Source organism: Corynebacterium sp. 13CS0277, from assembly GCF_002994655.1.
In the GTDB taxonomy this organism is placed as follows: Bacteria; Actinomycetota; Actinomycetes; order Mycobacteriales; family Mycobacteriaceae; genus Corynebacterium.
On sequence record NZ_PPDL01000003.1, the window covers coordinates 50,383 to 72,128 of the forward strand.

Here is a 21,746-nt window from a genome sequence, read left to right on the forward strand (position 1 = left end):
TGGTGGTGCGTGTGGTGGTGGGGGTCATGGGGTGTGGTCGTGTGGGGCGGCACCGCGGGGTGCGTGGGCGGCAGGGGCGATGGCCTAGAGTAAATCCCCATGGGTGTTTTCCTCTTCGAGGCGCTACTGCTTGCGCTTGTCGCCGTGATGATCCTCCGGGAGCCGCGCCGGGTGCGCATCGGTTTTGTGCTGCTGTTCGGCCTGACACTGCTGGTGCCGATGGTGCTGCTGCGCACCGCCGGGTGGACGCTGCAGGCGGTGGAGTCTTTCGTCGACGACCCGGAGACAGTCTCCGTGGTGGGGCTGCTGGCGATGCTGGCTATCGGGGCGCTCATCATCGTGGTGTTCATCGGGATTCTCATCGCTAATGGGGTGATGATGATCCGGCGGGAATCCTTCGCCCCGGCGCACGTGCTCTCCTTGGGGCTGGGGGTGGGGCTGGCCGGCTACCTGGTGGCGGGCATGCTCGCCGTGTGGGCAGGCTTCCTGCAGGTCGCCCTGTGGCTGCTCATGATGATCTTCCCGATCTATTGCTTCGCGTTCTCCCTGGTCGCCTACATCCTGTGGGCGTGGCTCTACGGCCGGCTTGTGCCGTGGATGTCGAAATCTCCCGAGTTCGTGGTGGTCCTCGGCGCCGGTGTGGCCCACGGGGTGCGCCCGCTGCTCGCGAGCCGCATCCGCACAGCCATGGCGGTGGCCGATAAGCACCAGGCGGTGTTGGTGTGTTCCGGGGGGCAGGGGCCGGACGAGCCGACGAGTGAGGCGGCCGCCATGGCGGACTGGGCCGCAGACCACGGCTTCCCCCGGGAGCGGATCCTGCTCGAGGACCGGTCGACGACCACGGAGGAAAACCTGCGGTTCACCGCCGATGTCCTCAACGAGGAACTCGCGCGCCGGCGCGCCAGCGATCCTGCGAACGCACCCGTCCCCGGCACCCGCCCCCGGGGGATCGCGGTGGTGAGCTCGAATTACCACGCGTTCCGCGCGGCGCTGCTCATGCGGCGCATGGGCATCCCCGGCTATACGGTGGGCGCGCCGGTGGCGCGCTACTACTGGCCGAGCGCGATGATGCGGGAGTTCGTGGCCGTCTGCCGCGACCACCGGGGGGTCACGATCACCCTGGCGGTGTTGAGTTGTATCCCCCTCGAGCTCACCTTCCTCATGACGGTGGCGAGCCTGCTGGGGATGTAGCTGGGCGCTGCCGCACACACGACAACCTCCGCACGCACCCACCTTCTCCTCATCCCCGCACAGCCCGCACAGGGACGGCTGGTGGGGGAAGCAAGGGGAGAAGGGGGTTGTGCGGAGGTTGTCGTCTCTGCGCGTCCTTGTGTGTTCGGCCGCGCGTGCCGCAGGGGCGCGTCTTAGTTGGCGTGCAGGGCCTCGTTGAGCTCGACTGCGGCGGACTTCCACGGCACGGCCTCAATCGCGCCGCTCAGGGAGTTGCGGCGGTAGAGGATGTTGGAGGCGCCGGAGAGTTCGGCGGCCTTGACGGCGTCGCCGGCGGCCACGCCGAGGGCCTCGGCGACGGCACCGGTGGCGATCACCTTGGAGCCGGCGGTGACGTAGAGGCCAGCTTCGACGACGCAGTCGTCGCCCAGGGAGATACCGCAGCCGGAGTTCGCGCCGAGCAGGCAGCGCTTGCCCAGGGAGATGACCTGCTTGCCGCCGCCGGACAGGGTGCCCATGATGGAGGCGCCGCCGCCGATGTCGGAGCCGTCATCGACGACCACGCCCGCGGAGATCCGGCCCTCGACCATGGAGTTGCCGAGAGTGCCGGCGTTGAAGTTGACGAAGCCTTCGTGCATGACGGTGGTGCCGGGGGCCAGGTGGGCGCCGAGGCGGACGCGGTCGGCGTCGCCAATGCGCACCCCGGAGGGCATGACGTAGTCGACCATGCGGGGGAACTTGTCGACGGAGTAGACGGTGACGGGGCCGCGGGCGCTGAGCTTGGCGCGGGTGAGCTCAAATCCGTCGACGGCGCAGGGGCCGAAGTTGGTCCACACGACGTTCGTCAACAGCCCAAACACGCCGTCGAGGTTCTGGCCGTGGGGGCGCACCAGCCGGTGGGACAGCAGGTGGAGGCGCAGGTAGGCGTCGCACGCGTCGACGGGGGCGTCCTCGAGGGAGGCGATGCTCGTGTGGATGGCCACGCGGCGGGTACCGCGGTCAGCGTCCTCGCCGACCAGTGCCGCAAGCCCGGCAGGCGCCTCGGCGGGGAAGGAGTCGAGGAATTCGGTGCCGGTGACCCCGGGGCCCTTGTCGAGTTCGGGGGCGGGGAACCAGCAGTCGAGAACAGTATCGTCGGCCGTGAGGGTGGCCAGGCCGTATGCGTGTGCGGTAGTCATGCGCGACACTCTACCGCACGGCCGGCGGGCCGGAACCCACCACCCATCCGCCCCCGCGGCAGCACTCCCGCAGCCTCCGCGTGCGGCCGGCGCACCAACCCACCCGCGGGCCCTCGCAGGCTCTCGCAGGCCCCCGCAGGCCCGCGCATGCTCCGCCCAGCACCGGCAGGTGCCTGACGCGGCCACCGCCGCAGGAGCGTGTCAGCCACGCTGTGCCTGCCCCGTGGCGTGCGCCCAGGGGGCGGGTGTGGGGAATGAAAAAACCACCGCCGGCAATCCACAGTGTCGGCGCGTGCGGGGCACACGGGACACGGAGTGTGCCGGCGGTGGGAGAGGCAGTGGGGGAGGACTCGTCTCACGGGGACGGCTCCCCTTTTAAGGGCGGGAGGTGGGCCGTGCGCCGTTTAGGCGGTGGCGTCCTCCAGCTCGACGACGTCGTGGGTGTACTTGTCGTTGTTGCGGCCCGGGGCGAGGAAGCTCAAGGCGGCGAGCACCACGGCGAGGACGACGACGGCGATCACCTGGCTGCGGCTGGCCGCATCGAAGAGCATGAGCACGGTGAGCGCGATGAGCATCGCGACGGTAATCCACGGCAGCACCGGGTACGCCCACATGCGGACCTTCATCGGGCGGCCCGCGGCCGCGGCCTCAGCTTCGAGCTCGGGGCGGAGCTTGATCTCCGACAGGCAGGTCATGAACCAGATGACGATGAGGCAGCCGCCGACCGCGTTGAACAGCAGGCCGATGAGGGTCTTCTGGTCGGAGAACTGCAGCGCCACGGACACGAACGCGAAGAACACCGACAGCATGACCGCGTAGAGCGGCACACCATCCTTGGTGGTGCGGGCGAAGAACTGCGGGGCGTCGCCGCGCTTGGCCAGGGAGAACACGAAGCGGGAGGTGCCGTAGAACTGGGCGTTGAATGCCGACAGCAGCGACAGGACGATGACACCCTCCATGAGGCCGACGACGCCGGGGATGTGCGCCATCTCCAGGATGAGGGTGAACGGCGACTCGGAGGCGTCGGAGGCGCCACCGATCTGGTCGTAGGGCAGCAGGAAGCAGATGACCAGCACCGCGCCCAGGTAGAACAGGGAGATACGCCAGATGGTGGACCGCACCGCGGTCTTGATGGACTCGGACGGCTTATCGGACTCCGCGGCCGCGATCGTCACCAGCTCGATGCCGCCGAAGGCGAAGGCGACGGCCAGCAGGCCGCCGGCGACGCCGGCGATGCCGTTCGGCATGAAGCCGTGGTCACCGATGAAGTTCGACAGGCCGACGGGTTCCGTGTCGGGCAGGACGCCGAAGATGAGGGCGACGCCGACGACGAGGAAGATGGCGATGACGGCGATCTTGATGAACGCGAACCAGAACTCGAATTCGCCGAAGCCGCGCACCGCAGACAGGTTGACGATGGAGAAGAACACCACGCACACCAGGGCCGGGATCCACGGTTCGACGCCGAACCAGTGGCCCATGATGGCCGAGGCGCCGGTCATTTCCGCGCCCATCACCATGGTGAGCATGAACCAGTACAGCCAGCCCAGGGTGAAGCCGGCCCAGTGGCCGAATGCCATCTGCCCGTACGTGGAGAACGAGCCCGGGGCGGGGCGGGCGGCAGCCATCTCGCCAAGCATCTGCATGACGAACACGACAATGGCGCCCGCGAAGATGTAGGCCAGGAGGACGGCGGGGCCGGCGATCTGGATGCCGACACCGGTGCCGAGGAACAGGCCGGCGCCGATCGCCGAGCCCAGGCCCATCATCGTCAGGTGGCGGGTTTTCAGGCCCGAACCCAACTTGGTGTTGTGTTGCTTGCTTGCAGTCATGTGGTCAGGTTAGCCGGTAGCTGTGGGAGACGTGAATTTTTCCTGTCAACGACTCGCCGCAGCCCACCCCCACGGGGGTAAGAAAAACTTGGGTGCCTGAAGAATGTCTTCATCCGCTGCTGCCCAGCTGCGGCGACACCCCCACCCCACGCGCGTGCGGTGGAGGTGGCACCCGGCGCGCAGACCCCAGCGCGCGGGTGAAGAAACTGCACACAACAGCTCGAGAGCCCGAGAACCCGAGGGCCCGAGTCCTGGGCGCAGGCAGTCCCTCAGCTACCCACCCACCTGTGCTGCAGCGCGCCCCCGGCAGGCACCTCCCGACAACGCAGCGCGCCCCGCAGCCGGTGGCGGTGCGGGGCGCGGGGAGACGCAGACCTACAGCGTGGGGGCCTCGCGGCGGGCGACGACCTCGGCGCGGCCGGGCTCGACCGCCAGGTGCCAGTTGTCTTGGCCTGCGATCGTGTGGGCCGGCGCCAGGGTGACCGTGTCGGGGAAGAACAGCATGGACGTCGGGTCGACGATGACGTTGTTGTCGACCGAGCAGTTGTCGCCCAGCGGCAAATCAATGACCCCGGAGGACACCCCGAAGCGGCAGTTGCGGCCAATGGGCAGCATCCGCCGGCCGCCCGCCTCATCGGCGCGCGTCATGATCGTTGCCGACAGGCCGACCTGGGTGCCCTCCCCGAGGACGACGCCGAAAGACAACCGGCCTTCGATCTTCGCCGGCCCGAGCGAACCGGAGTTCAGTGATACGAAGCCTTCCCGCAGCACCCGGGTGCCGGGCGCCAGGTACGCCCCGAGGCGGACGCGTTCGGCCTCCGCGATGCGCACCCCGGACGGCACCACGTAGTCGACCATGCGGGGCAGCCGGTCGACGGCGTAGACGTGGATGAGCCCCCGGGAGCGCAGCGCCGTGCGCACGGATTCGAAGTTATCCGGCAGGCAGGGACCCTTGTTGGTCCACACCACGGTCTCCAGGAGCTCCAAGGCGCCCTGCATGTTGATTTCCAACGGCTGCACCAAACGATGCGACAGCAAGTGCAGGCGCAGGTACACGTCGTGCGCATCCACCGGCGGGTGCGCCAGGGAGGCGATGTCGGTGCGGACGGCCACCTGCTCAACCATGCGGTCCTCGTCCAGCTTCACCAGCGACAGCATCTTCGGCGCCAGGTGCTGGGCACCCAGCCGCGTGGAGCCGGTGGTGGTGATCTCCCCCTCGGGGTACAGGGTGGGCTGCGGGTACCAGGTGTCCAGCACCGTCCCGTCCATCGCAATGTTGGCAATACCGATAGCGCTCGCACCCATAGTCATCATGGTTGTTCAGTCTATTAGGCCGCCCCGCCGGGCAGGGAACCGCGGCAGGCCACGTGCCGCAGCTGTGCTGGGGCGATGCGCTGCGGTGTGCCGCAGGCCATGTGGCCCTGTGGGCCAGGCCCCTGGAGACGTCTGCGCGCACACCGGCGCGGTGCGGCGGCAGCCATGCGCCTGCGCGCAGCAGTGCCCTCGCAGTGGCACCCGCATCTGTGCCCCGGCGACGGCTGCGTCGGGGGCAGAACTGCGTCGGGGCGTGGGTGGCGTGGGGGAGCAGCCACCTGAGCACCTGTGGACAACTCTGCCTGGCGGGCGCGGAGTGTGGACACCTGCGCGCGTCTCATCAGGCACACCCTCCCGGGGATCCGGGGACTCCACTAGGCTGTGGGGCATTATGAGCACCGACGACACCGCCGCCCAGGACGTAGCCCTCGACCTGCGGGCCACGCCCGTGGAACTCACCCGCCAGCTAGTCGACATCCCCAGCCCCTCCCACCACGAGGCCGCCATCGCCGACGCCGTGGAGGCCGCCCTGCGCCAGCAGGCACCCCAGCTGGAGGTGCTGCGCTTCAACAACAACGTTCTCGCCCGCACCACCCTGGGGCTGGACTCGCGGGTGATTCTCGCCGGCCACCTCGACACGGTGCCGATCGCCGACAATGTGCCCTCGACCTGGATGGAGGAGGACGGGCAGCGGGTGCTGCACGGCTGCGGCACCGTCGACATGAAAAGCGGCGATGCGGTGTTCCTGTCCACGGTCGTCGAATTGCTCGACCGCGGGCAGCTGACGCGGGACGTCACCCTCATCATGTACGAGGGGGAGGAGGTGGCCTCCCAGTACAACGGGCTCGGCCACATCAGCGAACACCACCCCGAGTGGCTGCGCGGCGACGTGGCGATCCTCGGCGAACCTTCTGGCGGCGTCATCGAGGCCGGCTGCCAGGGCACCATTCGGCTCAAAGTCACGGCCCACGGGGTGCGCGCCCACTCGGCGCGGGCCTGGATGGGCCGCAACGCCATGCACGTGCTCTCCCCGGTCATTGCCCGCATTGCGGCCTACGAGCCCCAGCGCATCACCATCGATGGCTGCGAGTACCGGGAAGGCATCAACATCGTCAAGTGCGAGTCCTTCGTCGCCACCAACACCATCCCCGACGAGGCGTGGCTGTTCGTCAACTATCGCTTCGCCCCCAACAAGTCCGTGGAGGACGCCATGGCCCACCTGCTGGAGGTCCTGGACCTCGGGGACACGCAACGCCACGGCGCTGACTTCTCCGTGGAGGTCGACGACGCCGTCGGCGGGGCCCTGCCGGGGCTCGCGCAACCGGCCGCCGCGGAACTGGTGGCCGCCACCGGCGGGAATTTCCGCGCCAAGTACGGCTGGACGGATGTCAGCCGCTTCAGCGCGCTCGGGATCCCGGCGGTCAACTTCGGGCCCGGCGACCCGGCCCTGTGCCACAAGCGTGACGAGCGCTGCCCGGTGACCATGATCGAGGACGTCGCCGCCACCCTGCGGACCTACCTCAGCAGCTAGAAGTACAACACCTACCGACACCCATCACGACAACTGCCCGCACGGCTGTGCGGGTAGGAGGAGACACGAGGAAGCTTATGGATAACTCGCAGCCCAACGCCATGAAAATGTGGCTCCGCGGCCCCGTCATGCACCGCCACGGCGGCACCCAAGGATCCACCGCCGACCAGCGCCTGCTCGACGCCCAGCACTCCACCGACTGGTTGCACGAAGACCCCTGGCGGGTGCTGCGCATCCAAGCCGAATTCGTCAATGGCTTCGGCGCACTCGCCGAAATCCCGCAGGCCGTCACCGTTTTCGGTTCCGCACGCATCCCGGAAGACCACCCCTACTACGCCATCGGCCAGGAACTTGGTGCTGCACTCGCCGCAGCCAAGTACGCCGTCATCACCGGCGGCGGGCCCGGCCTCATGGAAGCCCCCAACCGGGGTGCCACGGACAATGGCGGGTTGTCCATCGGCCTCGGCATCGAGCTGCCCCACGAACAGCACCTCAACGACTACATTGAACTCGGGCTGAACTTCCGCTACTTCTTCGTCCGTAAGACGATGTTCCTCAAGTACTCCCAGGCCTTCGTCTGCCTGCCCGGCGGCTTCGGCACTTTGGATGAGCTTTTCGAAGCCCTGTGCATGGTGCAGACCGGCAAGATCACCCACTACCCGGTGGTGCTCATCGGCACCGAATTCTGGGGCGGGCTGGTCCAGTGGCTCAAAGACCGTCTGCTTGCCGAAGGCATGATCGCGGAGAAAGACCTGGATATCTTCTACGTGACCGACTCCGTCGATGAGGCGGTCGCCCACATTCAGTCCGTGCACGCCCAGATGCGCACCGACGCCGCCGACACCCACTAACACCGTCCACGTCACCCCGCCCGGCCCCCGCGCACCGACACACGGCGCGCCGGGCACGCGTGCCGGTGTGCGCCGTGGCGTGGTGCGTGTTTATCTCCCTCGTTGTTTGTCCCCGGGAAGGATCCCACCCACTCATGCTTTTCGTTGCCATCGCCGTTGTTGTCGTGGTGTTCGCGTTCCTACTGTCGGTGACGGCGGTGTCTGCGCTGCGCCGCTTGAGCGCCGCGGAGGATGCGGCCGCTGTTGCTGGTGTGGACGCGGATGCGTTACCCGCGGAGCAGCAGGCGGCCCGCCTGGTGGCGAACGCCCAGGCCCTTGCCGACGGTGCCCCGGAGCAGGTGAGCTTCGATGTGCGCGCCCGGGGCTATGACCAGCAGCAGGTGGATGCGGTCATCGATGGTTTGCTGGCGCAGCTGCGCCAGGCGCGTCAGGCCCAGGGGCCTCACGCGCCGGTGACGCCCGCGCCGTCGGCGCAGGGGTAGGTGGCCCCCGCCGCCCGGGTGAGGGGGCGTGTGGGCGACCGGCACCACAGGGTGGGCGTGACGCCGGCTATGTGGGCGGCGGATTTGTCTGCAGGTCACACCCTTATGCCCCTGTTGCTGCACGCGGGCTTTCGGTAGAATGGGTGAAAGTTTAGGCGCGTGTTGTCATCAGGGTTCGCCTCCGCTGCGGCGGTGGGTTGACTGATGGGGCCACGCGCTGCGGCCCCGCAGATCCCGCGCCCCACGCACCGGTGTGTGCTCGTTGCACAGAGCTTGGTGTCGTGACGTGCGCCCCCGCCGTCGTGTCGGCAGGGGAGCGCCTGGGGTGTTGTGTGACCCGTTCCTCGTGTTCGCCCGCGTGCGCGGGCGGCGCCACGGGGCATCTGCAAGCTATGTCAACGCAAGAAATTCGTGAAGGAGTGTCGGTTGCTATGGCAGCGATGAAACCCCGTACTGGTAATGGTCCGATGGAAGCCGCCGAGGAAGGCCGCAAGATTGTGATGCGTATCCCCACCGATGGTGGTGGCCGCCTCGTCGTGGAGCTCAACAAGGAGGAGGCCGCAGAGCTCGGCGCTCTTCTGGTCGCTGCTTCCGAATAACGCAGTCACGCCCGCAACTGTGCGTTGCGGCGTCGAATCCTGCGGCACCCGCTGTGCCGGCCCCCGTAGCGTGAGGGCCGCGCGGCGGGTGCTTTTGCGTTTGCCGGGGGCGCAAAGATCGGGTTGAAAGACAAAATGTGTGTCTGGGTGGGGGGAGAGACGTCCCGGAGTCTTTTCCTGCGGTTACTCCCCGGGGTATAGCGGGGGTGGCAACGGGGGTGGTGCGGTGTGCTGGCGTGTCAGGGGCGCGCGGTCGGGGTGGGCTTCTCACCCGGGTGGGTGCGTGGCTGTGCCGGGCGCGGAGGGGGCCGGGCGACTGCGGGAAGGTGGGCCCGAAATCGCGCAGCGTGTCCACGTCACCGGCGGTAGCAGGTCCGTGCCGCACGGCGGCGGTGGCCGGCGTGGGACGAGGAGGGCGTGGGGTAACAGGTGGCGGCCGACGGGCGCGCACGGTGGGGTGGTGGCGCGTCGGGTGTTGTCAGCGTCCGGGGTGCTGTGATGAAGTAGGGCACGCGGGCGTTCATTCCGGCCGCTGCATTATTCTCATCGTTGTCCCGGCCATTGCCTTGCAAGAAGGCTCCGGCTGGGGCTGCTGCCCCGCAGCACCTCCTTTTGAGGGCTGTGTGTGGCTGAGTTGATGTTTGTTGTTTTTCCTTCTTTCACCCCGTAGAGAAAGCGTGTCACCGTGCTGAATGACATTCTTGACGTCCTGGCCACTCCCGGCGATTGCCAGCCGCTGCAGTTGGGCGCGGATGGCCGCTGCCTGGTGGCGGCGGATGGTCGCAGCTACCCGGTCAGCGAGTCCGGCTATGTCACCATCGCGGGGGAGCAGGGGCTGCGCTACCAGGGTGATGATGCGGAGATGATTGCGGCCCGCGAGGCGTTTTTGTCGCGCGGCCACTACGCCCAGTTCGTGGAGGCCGTCACCGCAGCTGTCGATGATGCGTTGGATGATGCGCAGATCGATGACGCTCACCGCCCGGTCCTGCTGGAGGTGGGGGCCGGCACCGGCTACTACCTCTCCCACAGCCTGGATACTATTCCCGGCTCCGTGGGCATCGGCATCGATGTGTCGGTGCCGGCGGCGTCGATTCTGGCGCACTGCCACCCCCGCGTCGGCGCCGTGGTGGCGGACGCGTGGGCGCAGCTGCCGCTGCGGGACGCGTCCGTCAACGCCATCACGGTGGCGTTCGCGCCGCGCAATGCCGCCGAGTTTGCGCGCGTGCTGGCCCCCGGCGGCCAGGTCGTGGTCCTCACGGATGTGCCGGGCCACCTCGTGGAGCTGCGGGAGCCGCTGGGGATCACCGATGTGGAGGCCGGCAAGCTGGAGCGCCTCATCGATCAGGCGTCCTCCCACCTGGTGCCCGTCGCGGAGCCGGAGATGATCGAGTTCCCCATGAACCTGGATCAGGCGTCGATTGCCGCCCAGATTGGGATGAGCCCCTCGGCACGCCACATCCACCCGGAGGTGCTGGCCCGCCGCATCGCGGCCCTGGATGACCACATGAAGGTCACCGCCCGCGCCGCCGTCATCCGCCTGGAACGCAAGCAGCAGTAACACCCCGCCACCCCACCCCCGCTCTTGTCGCTGTGCCATGCTGCGACACAGACCCCGAGAACGACTACAGGCCTGTCGCCTCGCACTCCGTGGAGAACTCCACCGGGAGTGTGAGATGACAGGCCTCGTGCGTCTGTGCGTCTGTGCGGCTGTGCGGCTGGGTGATTGGGTGCGTGCGCCCTACATCAGGGGCGGCAGGCCGGGGCGCAGCACCTCGCTGTGGAGGATCTCCGCCCCGCCGTGGGTGGTGACGGTGAACTCGGGCGTGCCGCGGAAGTCGATGCGGCTCGCCATGGCGACGACACCACCGTCGGCGAAGACTTCCACGGTGGAGCCATCGACGATGACGGTGAGCGTGTCGGAGTCCGCCACGATGAGCGGCGCGGTCGCAGGGGTGCTGCCGGCGAAATCACCGAAGCTGCGGTCCAGGGTGAGGGTGTCGCCGTCGTGGGTGACGATGGCGGCGACGTCGCCGGCCTCGTTGGCGATCTCCAGGCGGAGGTGCCCCCGGGTGGTGTCGATGATGCCCGTCCAGGCGCTCGCACGGGAGGAGGTGACGATGGCGTCCCGCAGCCCCGGCGTCGGCGTCTGGTACAAGATCCCGTCCTGCAGGGTCGCCAGCCGGGGAATGCTCAGGCAGTTCGCCCAGCCCTCGTCACTCAAGGACGGGTGGGAGGAGCCATCGTCGAAACGGCCCGCGCCGTTCATGAGGCCGAAGAGCACCGCCTGGTCGAAGGTGGTGTCGTCGGCGACGTTGGTGTTGCGGGGGCGCACAAAATCGTGGCCGTAGTCGATCGGGGTGAACCCGGTGGCGACGGTGAAGGTGGTGCCCTCACAGCGGCCGACGAGGTAGCCCGTGACATCGCGCGCCGGGGTACCGGCAGCATCATCGGCGGGCAGCTCAATGGTGGTGATGAACACGTCGTGGAGGGTGCCGGTGACGTCATCGCGCAGCCGGATCATGCGGGGGCTGACGAGCCGGGCACCCGGCTGGATGCCGGTGTCGCCGGCGAACACGATGGGGCCCTGCGGGTGGAAGGAGTGCCCGTCGGTGGATTCGCACAGGATGAGCTCCGGCTGCCCGGTGGCCGCATCGTCGGCGCAGACGAGCATCCGGTAGCGGCCGTCGAGCGGCGGCAGCACGCACGGGGAACGCAGCCGCGTGTAGCCGGCAATGTCGTCGAGCACGCTGCCGTGGTGGACGACGAGCGGGTCGACGGCGGTCGCGTCCTCATCGAGGTGCTCCACCGTGGCCTGCAGGTCCTCGATGGAGGCACGCTGAATGGTGGTGGCGGTGTTGTCCGGCCAGCCAGTCGTGGTGGTGTAGTACAGCCACGCGCCCGCCCCCTTCGGCACGGCGGAGCCGGCCCACACGTTGTCGGTGGTGGCATGCGTCGCCGCGGCCAGCACGTCGGTGCACACGTCCCAGTCGTAGGCGTGGCGGAAGCTGACCTGGTGCGCCCAGCGGGCGGAACGGTCAACGCTGGCGCGGTACTGGTGGAAGATGTGCCAGGTGCCGTGGGCGTAGATCGCGCCGGCGGGCGCGCCGACGATGCCGGCTTCGGCGGTGACGTGCAGCTCCGGGCGGCGGGGCGCGTACACCGGCCGCGCCGACTGTGCGGGCTGGGTGGGGGTGTGCTCCGGGGCGAGGGGGGTGTCGTGTGCGTCGGGGGTGGCCATGGCTATTCCTTCACCTCGGTGGTGTGTAGTTGGGCATCCAAGTCCTCGGGCGCGAGATCCGCGTCGAGGAAATCGTTCGTCACCGGCAGCCGCAGTTTCAGGTCGGTGCCGGGGCATAATTCGATGACGCCCTCGTCGAGCACGAAGTCGAGAATGTGCCCGCCGCGGGTACGGCCGGCATCGATGAAGTGCACGTGGCAGCCCGGCACCGAGATGCCTTTTTCGTAGATGGGGGTGCGGAAGCCCGCCACCACCCCGTCGATGTTGGTGAAGACGTGCTCGGCATCGTCGCCGATGGCGTCCGCCATGGGGCGGTAGGGGCGCTGCTGCTTGGTGACGGTGCGGACCTTGACCATGCTGAACGTGCCCGTGATGCGCAAGGCGTACATGTAGTTCTTCGAGGGCATCATCCCGTCAATGAACGCCGAGAGGTCTTTGCGTGCCCAGCCGGGCGGTGCGTCGCGGACGATGCGGGGCACGAAGTTGGTGGCCACCGCGAAAGGACTGCGCTGCTGCAGGTCGGCGACGCGGGCGGTGCCGTCGCCCCGGAGCTGGTAGCAGGTGCCGTCGATGATGACCATTTCCCCATCGAGGGCGTCGAACGTGCCCAGGCCGAAGTTGCCGTGCCCAAGCAGCTCACTGACGGTCATCTCGCCGTCGTAAATGCCGTCCAACAGGGCAGTCATTAACGAGTTCTGGAAGATAGTGTGCCGTTCGATCGGCAACGTGCTGTTAGCGCTCACCTGGCCCACCCTAGTGATTTCTCACCCACTGTGCAGCGGGCAACGCCCCACACTCGCACAAGGGGCTGCACATCTGCTGTGGGGTGCCCTCACCCGTGCGGCGGGGTTGGGGGAGGCGCAGCTGTGGGCAAAGTGCCAGCACCCAGCCATATAAGCACACGTGCATGGGTGTGGGGTGGGCTCCGCGTGGGGGAAGTCGGGGCCGCCCGGAAACAGACGTGCCCGTGACGCACCACCGCACCCACCCCAGGGCGCACGTGACGACACGTGCACGGTGCCTGTCCGCCAGCGGTGCGGGCAGTGGGGTGGGTGCGGTGGGATAAGGTGCGCCGCTAGTGTGGCGCGGCGCTGCAGCAGGGAGGTGCTACAGCAGGGTGCTGTAGACGTCGAGGGTCTGCTGCGCGATGGCAGCCCAGGAGAAGTCGTCCACGGCGCGGGCGCGGCCCGCCTCGCCGTAGGCGGCCGCCTTCGCCGGGTCGGTCACGAGGGCGTTGATGGCGTCGGCGATGCCGGCTTCGAATTCCTCCGGCTCGCTCTCGTCGTAGTGCACCAGGGTGCCGGTCGTGCCGTCGACGACGACCTCGGGGATGCCGCCAACGTCGGAGGCGACCACGGCGGTGCCGCAGGCCATGGCCTCCAGGTTGACGATGCCGAGCGGCTCGTAGATGGAGGGGCAGGCGAACACGGTGGCGGCCGAGAGGATTTCCTGAATCTGGTGGCGGGGGCGCATGTCCTGCACCCAGAACACCCCGTCGCGGGCTTCCTGGAGTTCGCCGACGAGGCCGGTGATTTCCGCCTCGATTTCCGGGGTGTCCGGGGCGCCGGCGCAGAGCACCAGCTGGACCTCCGGGGCGAACTTCTTCGCCGCGCGCACCAGGTGGGCCACGCCCTTCTGGCGGGTAATACGGCCGACGAAGGCGACGATCGGGCGAGTGGGGTCGACGCCGAGCTCCTCCAGGACGGAGTTCTCCGCGGCGGCGAAGGTGGGGCGCGGCTGCCACAGCTGGGTGTCAATACCGTTGAGCACGACGTGCACCTTGTCGGCGTCCACCCGCGGGTAGGCCTCGAGGACCGCGCCTTTCATCTGTGCGGACACGGCGATGACGGCGTCGGCGTACTCGAAGGCGTTGCGCTCCGACCAGCTGGAGACGTCGTAGCCGCCGCCCAGCTGCTCCCGCTTCCAGGGGCGGTGCGGCTCCAGGGAGTGGGCAGTCACCACGTGGGGGATGCCGTGCAGCAGTCCCGCCAGGTGCCCACCCAGGCCGGTGTACCAGGTGTGGGAGTGCGCGACCTGCGCGTCGCCCACCCCGTTGGCCATCCGCAGGCCCGTCGACAGGGTCTTCAGGGCGCCGTTGGCGTCCGCCAAGTCCGGGTCGACGCCGTAGACGTAGACGTCTTTTTCGTCGCGGGGGCCACCCATGCAGTGCACATCCACCTCGGTGAGCTCGCGCATGTGGCGCACGAGTTCGGCGACGTGCACTCCGGCGCCGCCGTAAATCTCCGGGGGGTACTCCTTGGTCAACATTGCAACTCGCATGGCTTCTAGCGTAAGCGTGGCCCGCGCTGAGTGCTAATGCACAGCGGATATATCGCTATGAACAAAATCACAAAACGCCGTGGGCTGTGGCGTAGCTACTGTTTGGGGCTGCAGGGTGGCTGGGCCGCAGGCGAATTCGCGGAAACGTTACTAGCGTTGGAAGACGTGAGAAGCCAACCGCACGTCCTAGCTATCGTCCTCGCCGGCGGTGAGGGGAAGCGCCTTTTCCCCCTGACTGCCGACCGGGCAAAACCCGCCGTCCCCTTCGGCGGCACCTACCGACTCATCGACTTTGTGCTGTCGAACCTCGTCAACGCAGGCTACATGCAGATCTGCGTGCTGACGCAGTACAAGTCCCACTCGCTTGACCGCCACATTTCCTCCTCGTGGCAGCTGTCGGGCCTGGCGGGGCAGTACATCACCCCGGTGCCCGCCCAGCAGCGCCTGGGTAAGCGCTGGTTTACCGGTTCCGCAGACGCCATCCTGCAGTCCATGAACCTCATTGAGGATGAGGACCCGGATTACGTCATCGTCTTCGGTGCCGACCACGTCTACCGCATGGATCCGAAGCAGATGGTCGACGAGCACATCGCCTCCGGCGCATCGGTGTCCGTCGCCGGTATTCGTATCCCGCGCTCGGAGGCCTCCGCCTTCGGCTGCATCCAGTCCGATGAGGACGGCACCATCACCGAGTTCGTGGAGAAGCCGGCCGACCCGCCGGCCACGCCTGACGATCCCGACATGACGTACGCCTCCATGGGTAACTACGTCTTCACCACGAGCGCGCTCATCGAGGCGCTCAAGGCGGACGCGGAGAACGAGGACTCGGAGCACGACATGGGCGGGGACATCATCCCGTACTTCGCCCGCAAGGGTGAGGCCCACGTCTACGACTTCATGTCCAACCACGTGCCCGGCGCCACGGAGCGCGATAAGGGCTACTGGCGTGACGTCGGTACCATCGACGCCTTCTACGAGGCCCACATGGACCTCATCAGCGTCCACCCGGTGTTCAACCTGTACAACCGCTCGTGGCCGATCCACAACACCGACGACGGCAACCTGCCCCCGGCGAAGTTCGTTGCCGGCGGTATCGCCCAGTCCTCGATGGTGGCCTCCGGGTCGATTATCTCCGCGTCGACGGTGCGCAACTCCGTGGTGAGCTCCAACGTCATCGTGGAGGAAGGTGCCACGGTCGAAGGCTCCGTGCTCATGCCGGGCGTGCGCATCGGTAAGGGTGCCGTGGTCCGCCACGCCATCCTCGACAAGAACGTCCGCGTCTCCGACGGCGAGTTCATCGGCGTCGACCACGAGCGCGATGCCACCCGCTTCCAGATCAGCCCCGGCGGCGTGGTCTGCGTCGGCAAGAACCAGACGGTCTAACCCTTGTCGGCAGGGGGACACCATGCCCCCTGCCCGCCCCGTGGCCGGAGGCAACCCCGGGCCACGATTTTCCACCCATCCACCGCGCATCCCCGCACCCCGCGCAGGGGCCACGCTCCCGAGATCACCATCCCGGGCGTGTCGGACACCCACCGCGAAAAAATTCCGGGCGGCTGCCACATGAGAAGGCGCTGGCAGCCCCACCCGGAAGCGGGAATGCCCCGAGACTTCATTTCCCTTTCGAACAACTTCCGCGCCCCGCGCGCAGTGCACGCCATTGACACCCCCGCCGCAGGCTTTTTCGCCGTGAGGCGGACTCACATGGCGTGCTTCTCTGTCACGCCCCGTACCCCCACCCCGGACACCTGAGTGGAGGCGCCGTGGTCGGCGTGCCTGCTGGCGCTGAGTGCAGCGATATGCCACGTGCAGGGGCCTGTGTGTTGTTCGGGGGCCACAGCCGTGCATGCGCTCATCCCAAGGTTGGCGGGATGGGCGCATGCGCTTGCCTGGGGCAGGTGACCAACAGTCACCCGGCCCGTCCATCACGCGGCCACTGGCCCTGCGGACTGGCCCCACGGCCTCGTCCTGAGGACTGGCCCTGCGAAGGCAGCGAATGGGGGAGTAGTCGCCCGTGGGCGGGGCGGCCCTGGTCGTGCATGCCGGCAGCGACGGGCGCACAACGACACACGCCGCTACCTCTGGGTGAGATAGCGGCGTGTGGTGCTTGTGCGCGCGATGCCTGACGCGTGATGCCCGCCCGCGATGCCTGTGCGCGGGGCGGGTGTGAGTAGCGGCTAGCGCTTGGTGATGCAGGTCAGGCCCGCGCCCAGTGGCAGGCGCATGACAATCGCGCCCTCCAGGTCGGCGAGCGCCTGATCGGCCTCGCGGGCGGCGACGGTGTCGCGATCGGAGCGGGACTCGTCGCCGACGAGCCCGTCCAGCAGGCTGTCGGCCAGCACCAGCACGCCACCGTCTGCGAGCAGCGGCCACGCGGCCTGCGTCATGGCGGCCAGGTCGGTGGCGCGCACATCCGCGTAGATGAGGTGGTAGGAGCCCTTCGCCAAGCGCCCCATGACCTCCAGGGGACGGGAGGGGAGGAAGCGCAGCGTGGAGGCCGGGTAGCCGGCCGCCGACAGGGCCTCGCGGGCGTGGCGCTGGTGCTCCGATTCGGGGTCGATGGCAGTCAGCTGGCTCCCCGGGGCCACTCCGGCCAGCAGATGCAGGCCGACGACCGCCGCCGCCGGGGTGACGGCCACGAGGGAGGCTTTCTCGCCACCTGCGGCGAGCGCCGCCAGGGTCGTCAGCAGGGACGCGGTCGCCGTATCGGGCACGGCGATGCCGAACTCCTCGGCAGTGTCCACGGCGTCCACCAGTGCGGCGTCCGCGCTGGCGGTGGAGTTGATGTATCGCTGCAGGGCATCGAAAGCGGAAGTAGTCACGCGGCCATCATAGGGGCAGCGTGCACTGGTGTTCACTGCAGGCACGCGGGCCAGGTGCAACATGAAACGCGTGTGGTCTGTTGTGAATGCTGTGGTGAGTGGGGGTGGCGGTGACGCCCCGCCTCGGTGCGCTGCGGCGAGGGCCCGGTTCTGGGGGTGCCTGTGGGGGATGGTGAGTGGGCCCGGTGTTGTGGCTGCGGGGGTGGGGTGGGGGTGCTTCCAGGCATTCACGGGCACATGTCACAGGGTTTTGCCAGTAATCGCGGAACTAGGTCTCAGGTATTTCCCCGGGGTACACTAACTCCACGATGGACAATCCCCGCATGAGTGTGAACCGCACCCCGCAGACTGACGCCCACGAGAGCGAGAAGCTCACGGGCACGGCCGCTTTTGACGCCGGTGTCGCCGGCATGCCGAGCTGGGCGGAACTCGTCGAAGAGCACGCGGATAGCGTCTACCGCCTCGCGTACCGGCTCTCCGGCAACCAGCAGGACGCGGAGGACCTCACGCAGGAAACCTTCATGCGGGTGTTCCGCAGCCTGAAGAACTACCAGCCCGGCACCTTCGAGGGGTGGCTGCACCGCATCACCACCAACTTGTTCCTCGACATGGTGCGCCACCGGGCGAAGATCCGGATGGAAGCCCTCCCGGAGGACTACGACCGGGTGCCCGGTAATGACCTCACCCCCGAGCAGGCCTACACGGTGGCGAACCTGGACCCGGTGTTGCAGAAGGCGCTGGATGACCTGGCCCCCGACTTCCGGGTCGCGGTCGTGCTCTGTGACGTCATGGGCATGAGCTACGACGAAATCGCCGATACTCTCGGCGTAAAGCTCGGGACCGTGCGCTCCCGGATTCACCGCGGGCGTAGCCACCTGCGCGCCTCCCTGGAGGCCGCCGCAGAGACCAACGCCTCTGCCGGGGAACTCATCCCCGCCCGCAGTTAAACACCTGCCAGCCCGCACACGTTGCTGCGGGGCGCGGAGAATTTTTTCTCCCGCACACCCCACAAGCGCGTGCGGCGGGAGTACCCTGGGCCACAGAAACAGCAGTGCCCCGCCGCGCTGTTCCGCACGGCGCCGGCCTTCAGGTCTTTTCCGGTGTGTTTCTTCTTGTGTCTTCACAGGCCTCTCGGCGTACTTGCGCTCAAGAGACCGTGAAGACGCCCAGTGCTCAGTGTTTGTCCTCGTGACCGTCGTAGGGAGGTTGTCGCGCGCATGAATCTCGAATATCGCCCGAACATCCCGCCGCGCCTGCAGTCCGCCACGCGGGTCAAGCGCTTTGCCTCCGTCGAGCACCTCTCCACCGAGGCGGTCGCCGCCTTCGTCGACGGGGAGCTCACCCCTGGGGCCACCCACCGGGCGAAAGTCCATCTCGTGCACTGTGCCGAATGCCGCGGCGATGTGGCCGCACAGCGCCGCGCGGCGGCCGCACTGCGGCAGGCCCACGAAGACGACGAGGCGATCTGTGCGCCCCGCTCCCTGGTGGCGCGGTTGACGAATATTGCCGAGGATCCCGCGGAACTCGCGCCGTCCACGCGGCGCAGTGATCCGCCGACCGGGCCAGCGGTGGCCAGTGCGGTGAGCATGGCGGGCGTTGCTAAGATTTTGGCTGTAGTGCGCCGCACTCGCCGCGCCACCCGCCGGTTCTAAGGGCGCGCCGCGCCCGCGGGCTTCGGCGCACAGGCGGTGGCCAGTATCAGCACCCCATGGTGGCTTAGCCGGCCCTGTGGCGGCAGTTCAAGGAAAGGCGTGAGGCTTGCGTGTTTAGCAATGTGGGCTGGTTTGAGATTGCGGTGGTGTTCATCGCCGGCCTCATCATCATCGGCCCGGAGCGCCTCCCCCGCGTCATCGAAGATGCCCGCGCCGCCATCTACGCGGCCCGGAAGGCGATCGACAACGCGAAGAAAGAACTCGCCGGCGAACTCGGGCCCGAGTTCGACACCATCACCGAACCACTGAAAGATTTGCAGCGTCTGCGGGGCATGACCCCGCGGGCGATGGTGACCCGCACCCTGTTGGACGGGGATGACACCTTCCTCGACGCCTTCGATCCGAAGAAGATCATGGCGGAGGGCACCGCCGGTGCCGCGCAGCGGCAGCGCAACTATGCGGGCGACACCCCCGAGACCCACCGGGTGGCCCGACCGGATAGCCGCCCCGGGATCACCACTGGGGGCGCCGCAGAGACCGCGAGGGGCGACGTCACGCCGCCCGAGCCGGTGTTGCCGCGCGCACCCCAGGCTGAGCAGCCTGCACCCCCTGCAGCCCCACAGGCGCCGGCCCCTCAGACTCCTGGGCCACAGCCGACGCAGCCCAGCGCGTGGGATGACGTCATCTAAGTTCGCCGCGCCGGCAAGGGGCATGCGCGCCGCGCACAGACACGAGCACCGTCCACCTCCCCACATGAGTTGTGTGGGGCGTGTGAACGGTGCTCGTATCGTGTGTGGGGCCGAGGCGCTTAGCGCTTCGGGTTGAGGCCCAAGGACACACCCGCGAGGGAATCCTGGCGGCGGGCCAGCGTGTCAGCAATCGCCCCAAACGCCGCCCCCGCCGGGGAGCTCGGATCAGAAATCGCGATCGGGGTGCCGTCATCCCCGCCGAGACGCACCTTCGGGTCCAGGGGGATGCTGCCCAGAAGCTTCACCGGGGTGCCGGTGATGACGCTCAAGCGGTCGGCGACGATCTGGCCGCCGCCGGAACCGAAGACTTCCATTGTGGTGCCGTCGGGCAGCACCATGGCCGCCATGTTTTCAATGACGCCGGCAATTTTCTGGCGGGTTTGCTGCGTGATCGAACCCGCACGCTCCGCGACCTCGGCGGCGGCAGCCTGCGGGGTGGTGACGATGAGGAGCTCCGCCTGGGGCAGCAGCTGCGCGACAGAGATCGCGATATCGCCGGTGCCGGGCGGCAGGTCCAGCAGCAGCACGTCGAGGTCGCCCCAGAACACGTCGGTGAGGAACTGGGAGATCGCCCGGTGCAGCATCGGCCCGCGCCACACCACCGGGGCGTTACCTTCGGTGAAGTGCGCGATCGAGATCATCTTCACCCCGTGGGCCTGCGGGGGCATGATCATGTCGTCGACCGGGGTGGGGCGGTCATCGCTGCCCAGCATGTGGGGCACGGAGTGGCCGTAGATATCAGCGTCGACGATGCCGACGGACAGGCCGCGGGCCGCCAGCGCGGCCGCCAGGTTCACGGTCACGCTCGACTTGCCGACACCCCCCTTGCCGGAGGCGACCGCGTAGACGCGGGTGCGGCTCGTGGGGTCGTTGAAGGGGTTGGGCAGCTCGTCCGCATCGCCCCGCAGGCCCTGCCGGAGGCGGCGACGCTGCTCGTCGGTCATGACCCCGGTGGTGACCTCCACGGAGTTGACCCCCTCGACCGCGCCGACGGCTTTTTCCACACCGTCGACGAGGGTGCTGCGCATCGGGCAGCCCGCGATTGTCAGCAGTAGGTGCACGCGCACCGTCGCGCCGTCGATGTCGACCGAGTCGATCATGCCCAGTTCGGTGACGGGGCGGCCGATTTCCGGGTCGATGACAGTAGCGAGGGCGGCTTGCACCGCGTCTTGTTGCACTTCACTCATCACGGGACACCAGCCTAGTCCACTCCCGCCCCCGGGGCCTTGGGGGAGTGAATGCGCCTGGCAGCCGGGCCCGTGGCCCCGTCTGATACAGCGCAGCGGCCCCTGCACGGCCTGCACGGCCCTGAACGGCCCCGCACGGCTACTGCACGACGTGCGCCCGACCACCGACACAAAGGCGGGTGGATCGGGCGCAGACAGGGGAGGAGAAGAACGACAGCAGGCGGTACACGCCTGCGTGGTGTCAGCCGACGGGTTCGCTGAGATCGCCGCCGGCCTCCCGGGAACCATCATCGTGGGCGCGGGCCAAGGACACGGCAGTGGCGTCATCCAGCTTGTCCTCCAGGCGGGCCAGCAGGTCCTTGAGGTCTTCTAGTTCGTGGCGCAGGTAATCACGGGACACCGTCTCACCCAACGCCAGGCGCACGCTCGCGAGCTCCCGGGCGAGGAACTCCGTATCCGCCTTCGTTTGCTCCGCGCGGCGACGATCGTCGTTGAGCACCGCCCGGTCGCGGTCCTCCTGCCGGTTCTGCGCCAACAGGATCAAGGGTGCGGCGTAGGCCGCCTGGGTGGAAAACGCCAGGTTCAGCAGGATGAAGGGGTAGGGGTCCCAACTCCAGAAGAACCCGCCGACGTTGAGCCCAATCCAGATGAGCACGAACACTGTCTGCCAGAACAGGTACTCGCCGGTGCCGAAGAAGCGGGCGACTTTTTCGGCGAAGGCGCCGACGGCGTCGCCGTCGACCTGGATCAGCTTGCGGCGCTGGCCAGTGGTGGGGGTGTCGAGGACACCACGGGTCTGCTCAGCCATGGGGGTTCCTTCCAACGTCGACGGGGCGGATCACGGGCGGGGGAGAAAAACGG

The 21,746-nt window shown here is 68.2% G+C and carries 18 protein-coding genes and 1 pseudogene; 10 read left to right on the plus strand and 9 right to left on the minus strand.

Annotated elements, in window-relative coordinates; all coding sequences use genetic code 11:
• Positions 1-99 precede the first annotated feature (99 nt).
• Entirely contained in the window at positions 100-1,191 is a 1,092-nt protein-coding gene (locus C1Y63_RS01620) for a YdcF family protein (protein WP_106014720.1), read from the plus strand.
• A 173-nt stretch (positions 1,192-1,364) separates the two neighbouring features.
• On the opposite strand, the gene dapD is transcribed toward C1Y63_RS01620, so the two are convergent.
• The 3 genes from dapD to C1Y63_RS01635 all read right to left on the minus strand — a co-directional run bounded on the left by dapD (position 1,365) and on the right by C1Y63_RS01635 (position 5,494).
• A complete protein-coding gene (dapD, locus tag C1Y63_RS01625) occupies positions 1,365-2,348 on the minus strand; it encodes a 2,3,4,5-tetrahydropyridine-2,6-dicarboxylate N-succinyltransferase (RefSeq protein ID WP_106014721.1) in 984 nt (327 codons plus the stop codon).
• A 404-nt stretch (positions 2,349-2,752) separates the two neighbouring features.
• Positions 2,753-4,180, minus strand: coding sequence for an amino acid permease (locus C1Y63_RS01630; protein WP_106014722.1), 1,428 nt, complete (start codon positions 4,178-4,180; stop codon positions 2,753-2,755).
• A gap of 375 nt (positions 4,181-4,555) precedes the next feature.
• Positions 4,556-5,494: a DapH/DapD/GlmU-related protein gene (locus C1Y63_RS01635; RefSeq protein WP_106014723.1), complete on the minus strand. Its 939-nt coding sequence runs from the start codon at positions 5,492-5,494 to the stop codon at positions 4,556-4,558.
• A gap of 391 nt (positions 5,495-5,885) precedes the next feature.
• On the opposite strand from C1Y63_RS01635, the gene dapE reads away from it, so the two are divergent.
• From dapE to C1Y63_RS01660, 5 genes are all read left to right on the plus strand, one after another.
• Positions 5,886-7,025 carry a succinyl-diaminopimelate desuccinylase gene (gene dapE / locus C1Y63_RS01640; protein ID WP_106014724.1) on the plus strand — a complete coding sequence of 380 codons (1,140 nt, stop codon included), beginning with the start codon at positions 5,886-5,888 and terminating at the stop codon, positions 7,023-7,025.
• A 77-nt stretch (positions 7,026-7,102) separates the two neighbouring features.
• The gene (locus C1Y63_RS01645; protein WP_106014725.1) at positions 7,103-7,876 is read left to right on the plus strand and encodes a TIGR00730 family Rossman fold protein; all 774 of its coding nucleotides are present in this window, start codon (positions 7,103-7,105) and stop codon (positions 7,874-7,876) included.
• Between the two features lie 134 nt (positions 7,877-8,010).
• Positions 8,011-8,358, plus strand: a complete 348-nt coding sequence (locus C1Y63_RS01650) for a hypothetical protein (RefSeq protein WP_106014726.1) — start codon at positions 8,011-8,013, stop codon at positions 8,356-8,358.
• Positions 8,359-8,789: 431 nt separating this feature from the next.
• Positions 8,790-8,957 (plus strand): DUF3117 domain-containing protein, encoded by a 168-nt coding sequence (locus C1Y63_RS01655; RefSeq protein WP_106014727.1) that lies wholly within the window; start codon positions 8,790-8,792, stop codon positions 8,955-8,957.
• Between the two features lie 685 nt (positions 8,958-9,642).
• Positions 9,643-10,515, plus strand: coding sequence for a methyltransferase domain-containing protein (locus C1Y63_RS01660; RefSeq protein WP_106014728.1), 873 nt, complete (start codon positions 9,643-9,645; stop codon positions 10,513-10,515).
• Positions 10,516-10,695: 180 nt separating this feature from the next.
• Here C1Y63_RS01660 and C1Y63_RS01665 read toward each other — a convergent pair whose 3' ends face one another.
• The 3 genes from C1Y63_RS01665 to glgA all read right to left on the minus strand — a co-directional run bounded on the left by C1Y63_RS01665 (position 10,696) and on the right by glgA (position 14,475).
• Positions 10,696-12,195 carry a GH32 C-terminal domain-containing protein gene (locus C1Y63_RS01665; RefSeq protein ID WP_158256056.1) on the minus strand — a complete coding sequence of 500 codons (1,500 nt, stop codon included), beginning with the start codon at positions 12,193-12,195 and terminating at the stop codon, positions 10,696-10,698.
• A gap of 2 nt (positions 12,196-12,197) precedes the next feature.
• On the minus strand, positions 12,198-12,938 hold the full coding sequence (gene budA / locus C1Y63_RS01670) for an acetolactate decarboxylase (protein ID WP_255414018.1): 741 nt from the start codon (positions 12,936-12,938) through the stop codon (positions 12,198-12,200).
• Between the two features lie 364 nt (positions 12,939-13,302).
• Positions 13,303-14,475 (minus strand): glycogen synthase, encoded by a 1,173-nt coding sequence (gene glgA, locus C1Y63_RS01675; RefSeq protein WP_106014730.1) that lies wholly within the window; start codon positions 14,473-14,475, stop codon positions 13,303-13,305.
• Between the two features lie 165 nt (positions 14,476-14,640).
• On the opposite strand from glgA, the gene glgC reads away from it, so the two are divergent.
• Entirely contained in the window at positions 14,641-15,858 is a 1,218-nt protein-coding gene (glgC, locus tag C1Y63_RS01680) for a glucose-1-phosphate adenylyltransferase (protein ID WP_369831006.1), read from the plus strand.
• Between the two features lie 794 nt (positions 15,859-16,652).
• Here the strand turns inward: glgC and C1Y63_RS01685 are convergent.
• Positions 16,653-17,297 carry an O-methyltransferase gene (locus C1Y63_RS01685; protein WP_233195520.1) on the minus strand — a complete coding sequence of 215 codons (645 nt, stop codon included), beginning with the start codon at positions 17,295-17,297 and terminating at the stop codon, positions 16,653-16,655.
• A gap of 323 nt (positions 17,298-17,620) precedes the next feature.
• Between C1Y63_RS01685 and sigE the strand changes: the two genes are divergently transcribed.
• The 3 genes and pseudogenes from sigE to tatB all read left to right on the plus strand — a co-directional run.
• Positions 17,621-18,244 carry an RNA polymerase sigma factor SigE gene (gene sigE / locus C1Y63_RS01690; protein WP_369831007.1) on the plus strand — a complete coding sequence of 208 codons (624 nt, stop codon included), beginning with the start codon at positions 17,621-17,623 and terminating at the stop codon, positions 18,242-18,244.
• Between the two features lie 270 nt (positions 18,245-18,514).
• Positions 18,515-18,949, plus strand: coding sequence for a zf-HC2 domain-containing protein (locus C1Y63_RS01695; RefSeq protein ID WP_106014734.1), 435 nt, complete (start codon positions 18,515-18,517; stop codon positions 18,947-18,949).
• Positions 18,950-19,059: 110 nt separating this feature from the next.
• Positions 19,060-19,506, plus strand: a pseudogene (gene tatB, locus C1Y63_RS12930) (twin-arginine translocase subunit TatB); the annotation flags it as partial.
• Positions 19,507-19,757: 251 nt separating this feature from the next.
• On the opposite strand, the gene C1Y63_RS01705 reads toward tatB, so the two are convergent.
• Positions 19,758-20,885 (minus strand): P-loop NTPase, encoded by a 1,128-nt coding sequence (locus tag C1Y63_RS01705; RefSeq protein ID WP_106014736.1) that lies wholly within the window; start codon positions 20,883-20,885, stop codon positions 19,758-19,760.
• A 241-nt stretch (positions 20,886-21,126) separates the two neighbouring features.
• Complete coding sequence (locus C1Y63_RS01710) at positions 21,127-21,693, minus strand: DUF1003 domain-containing protein (RefSeq protein ID WP_106014737.1); 567 nt, start codon at positions 21,691-21,693, stop codon at positions 21,127-21,129.
• Positions 21,694-21,746: the final 53 nt, after the last annotated feature.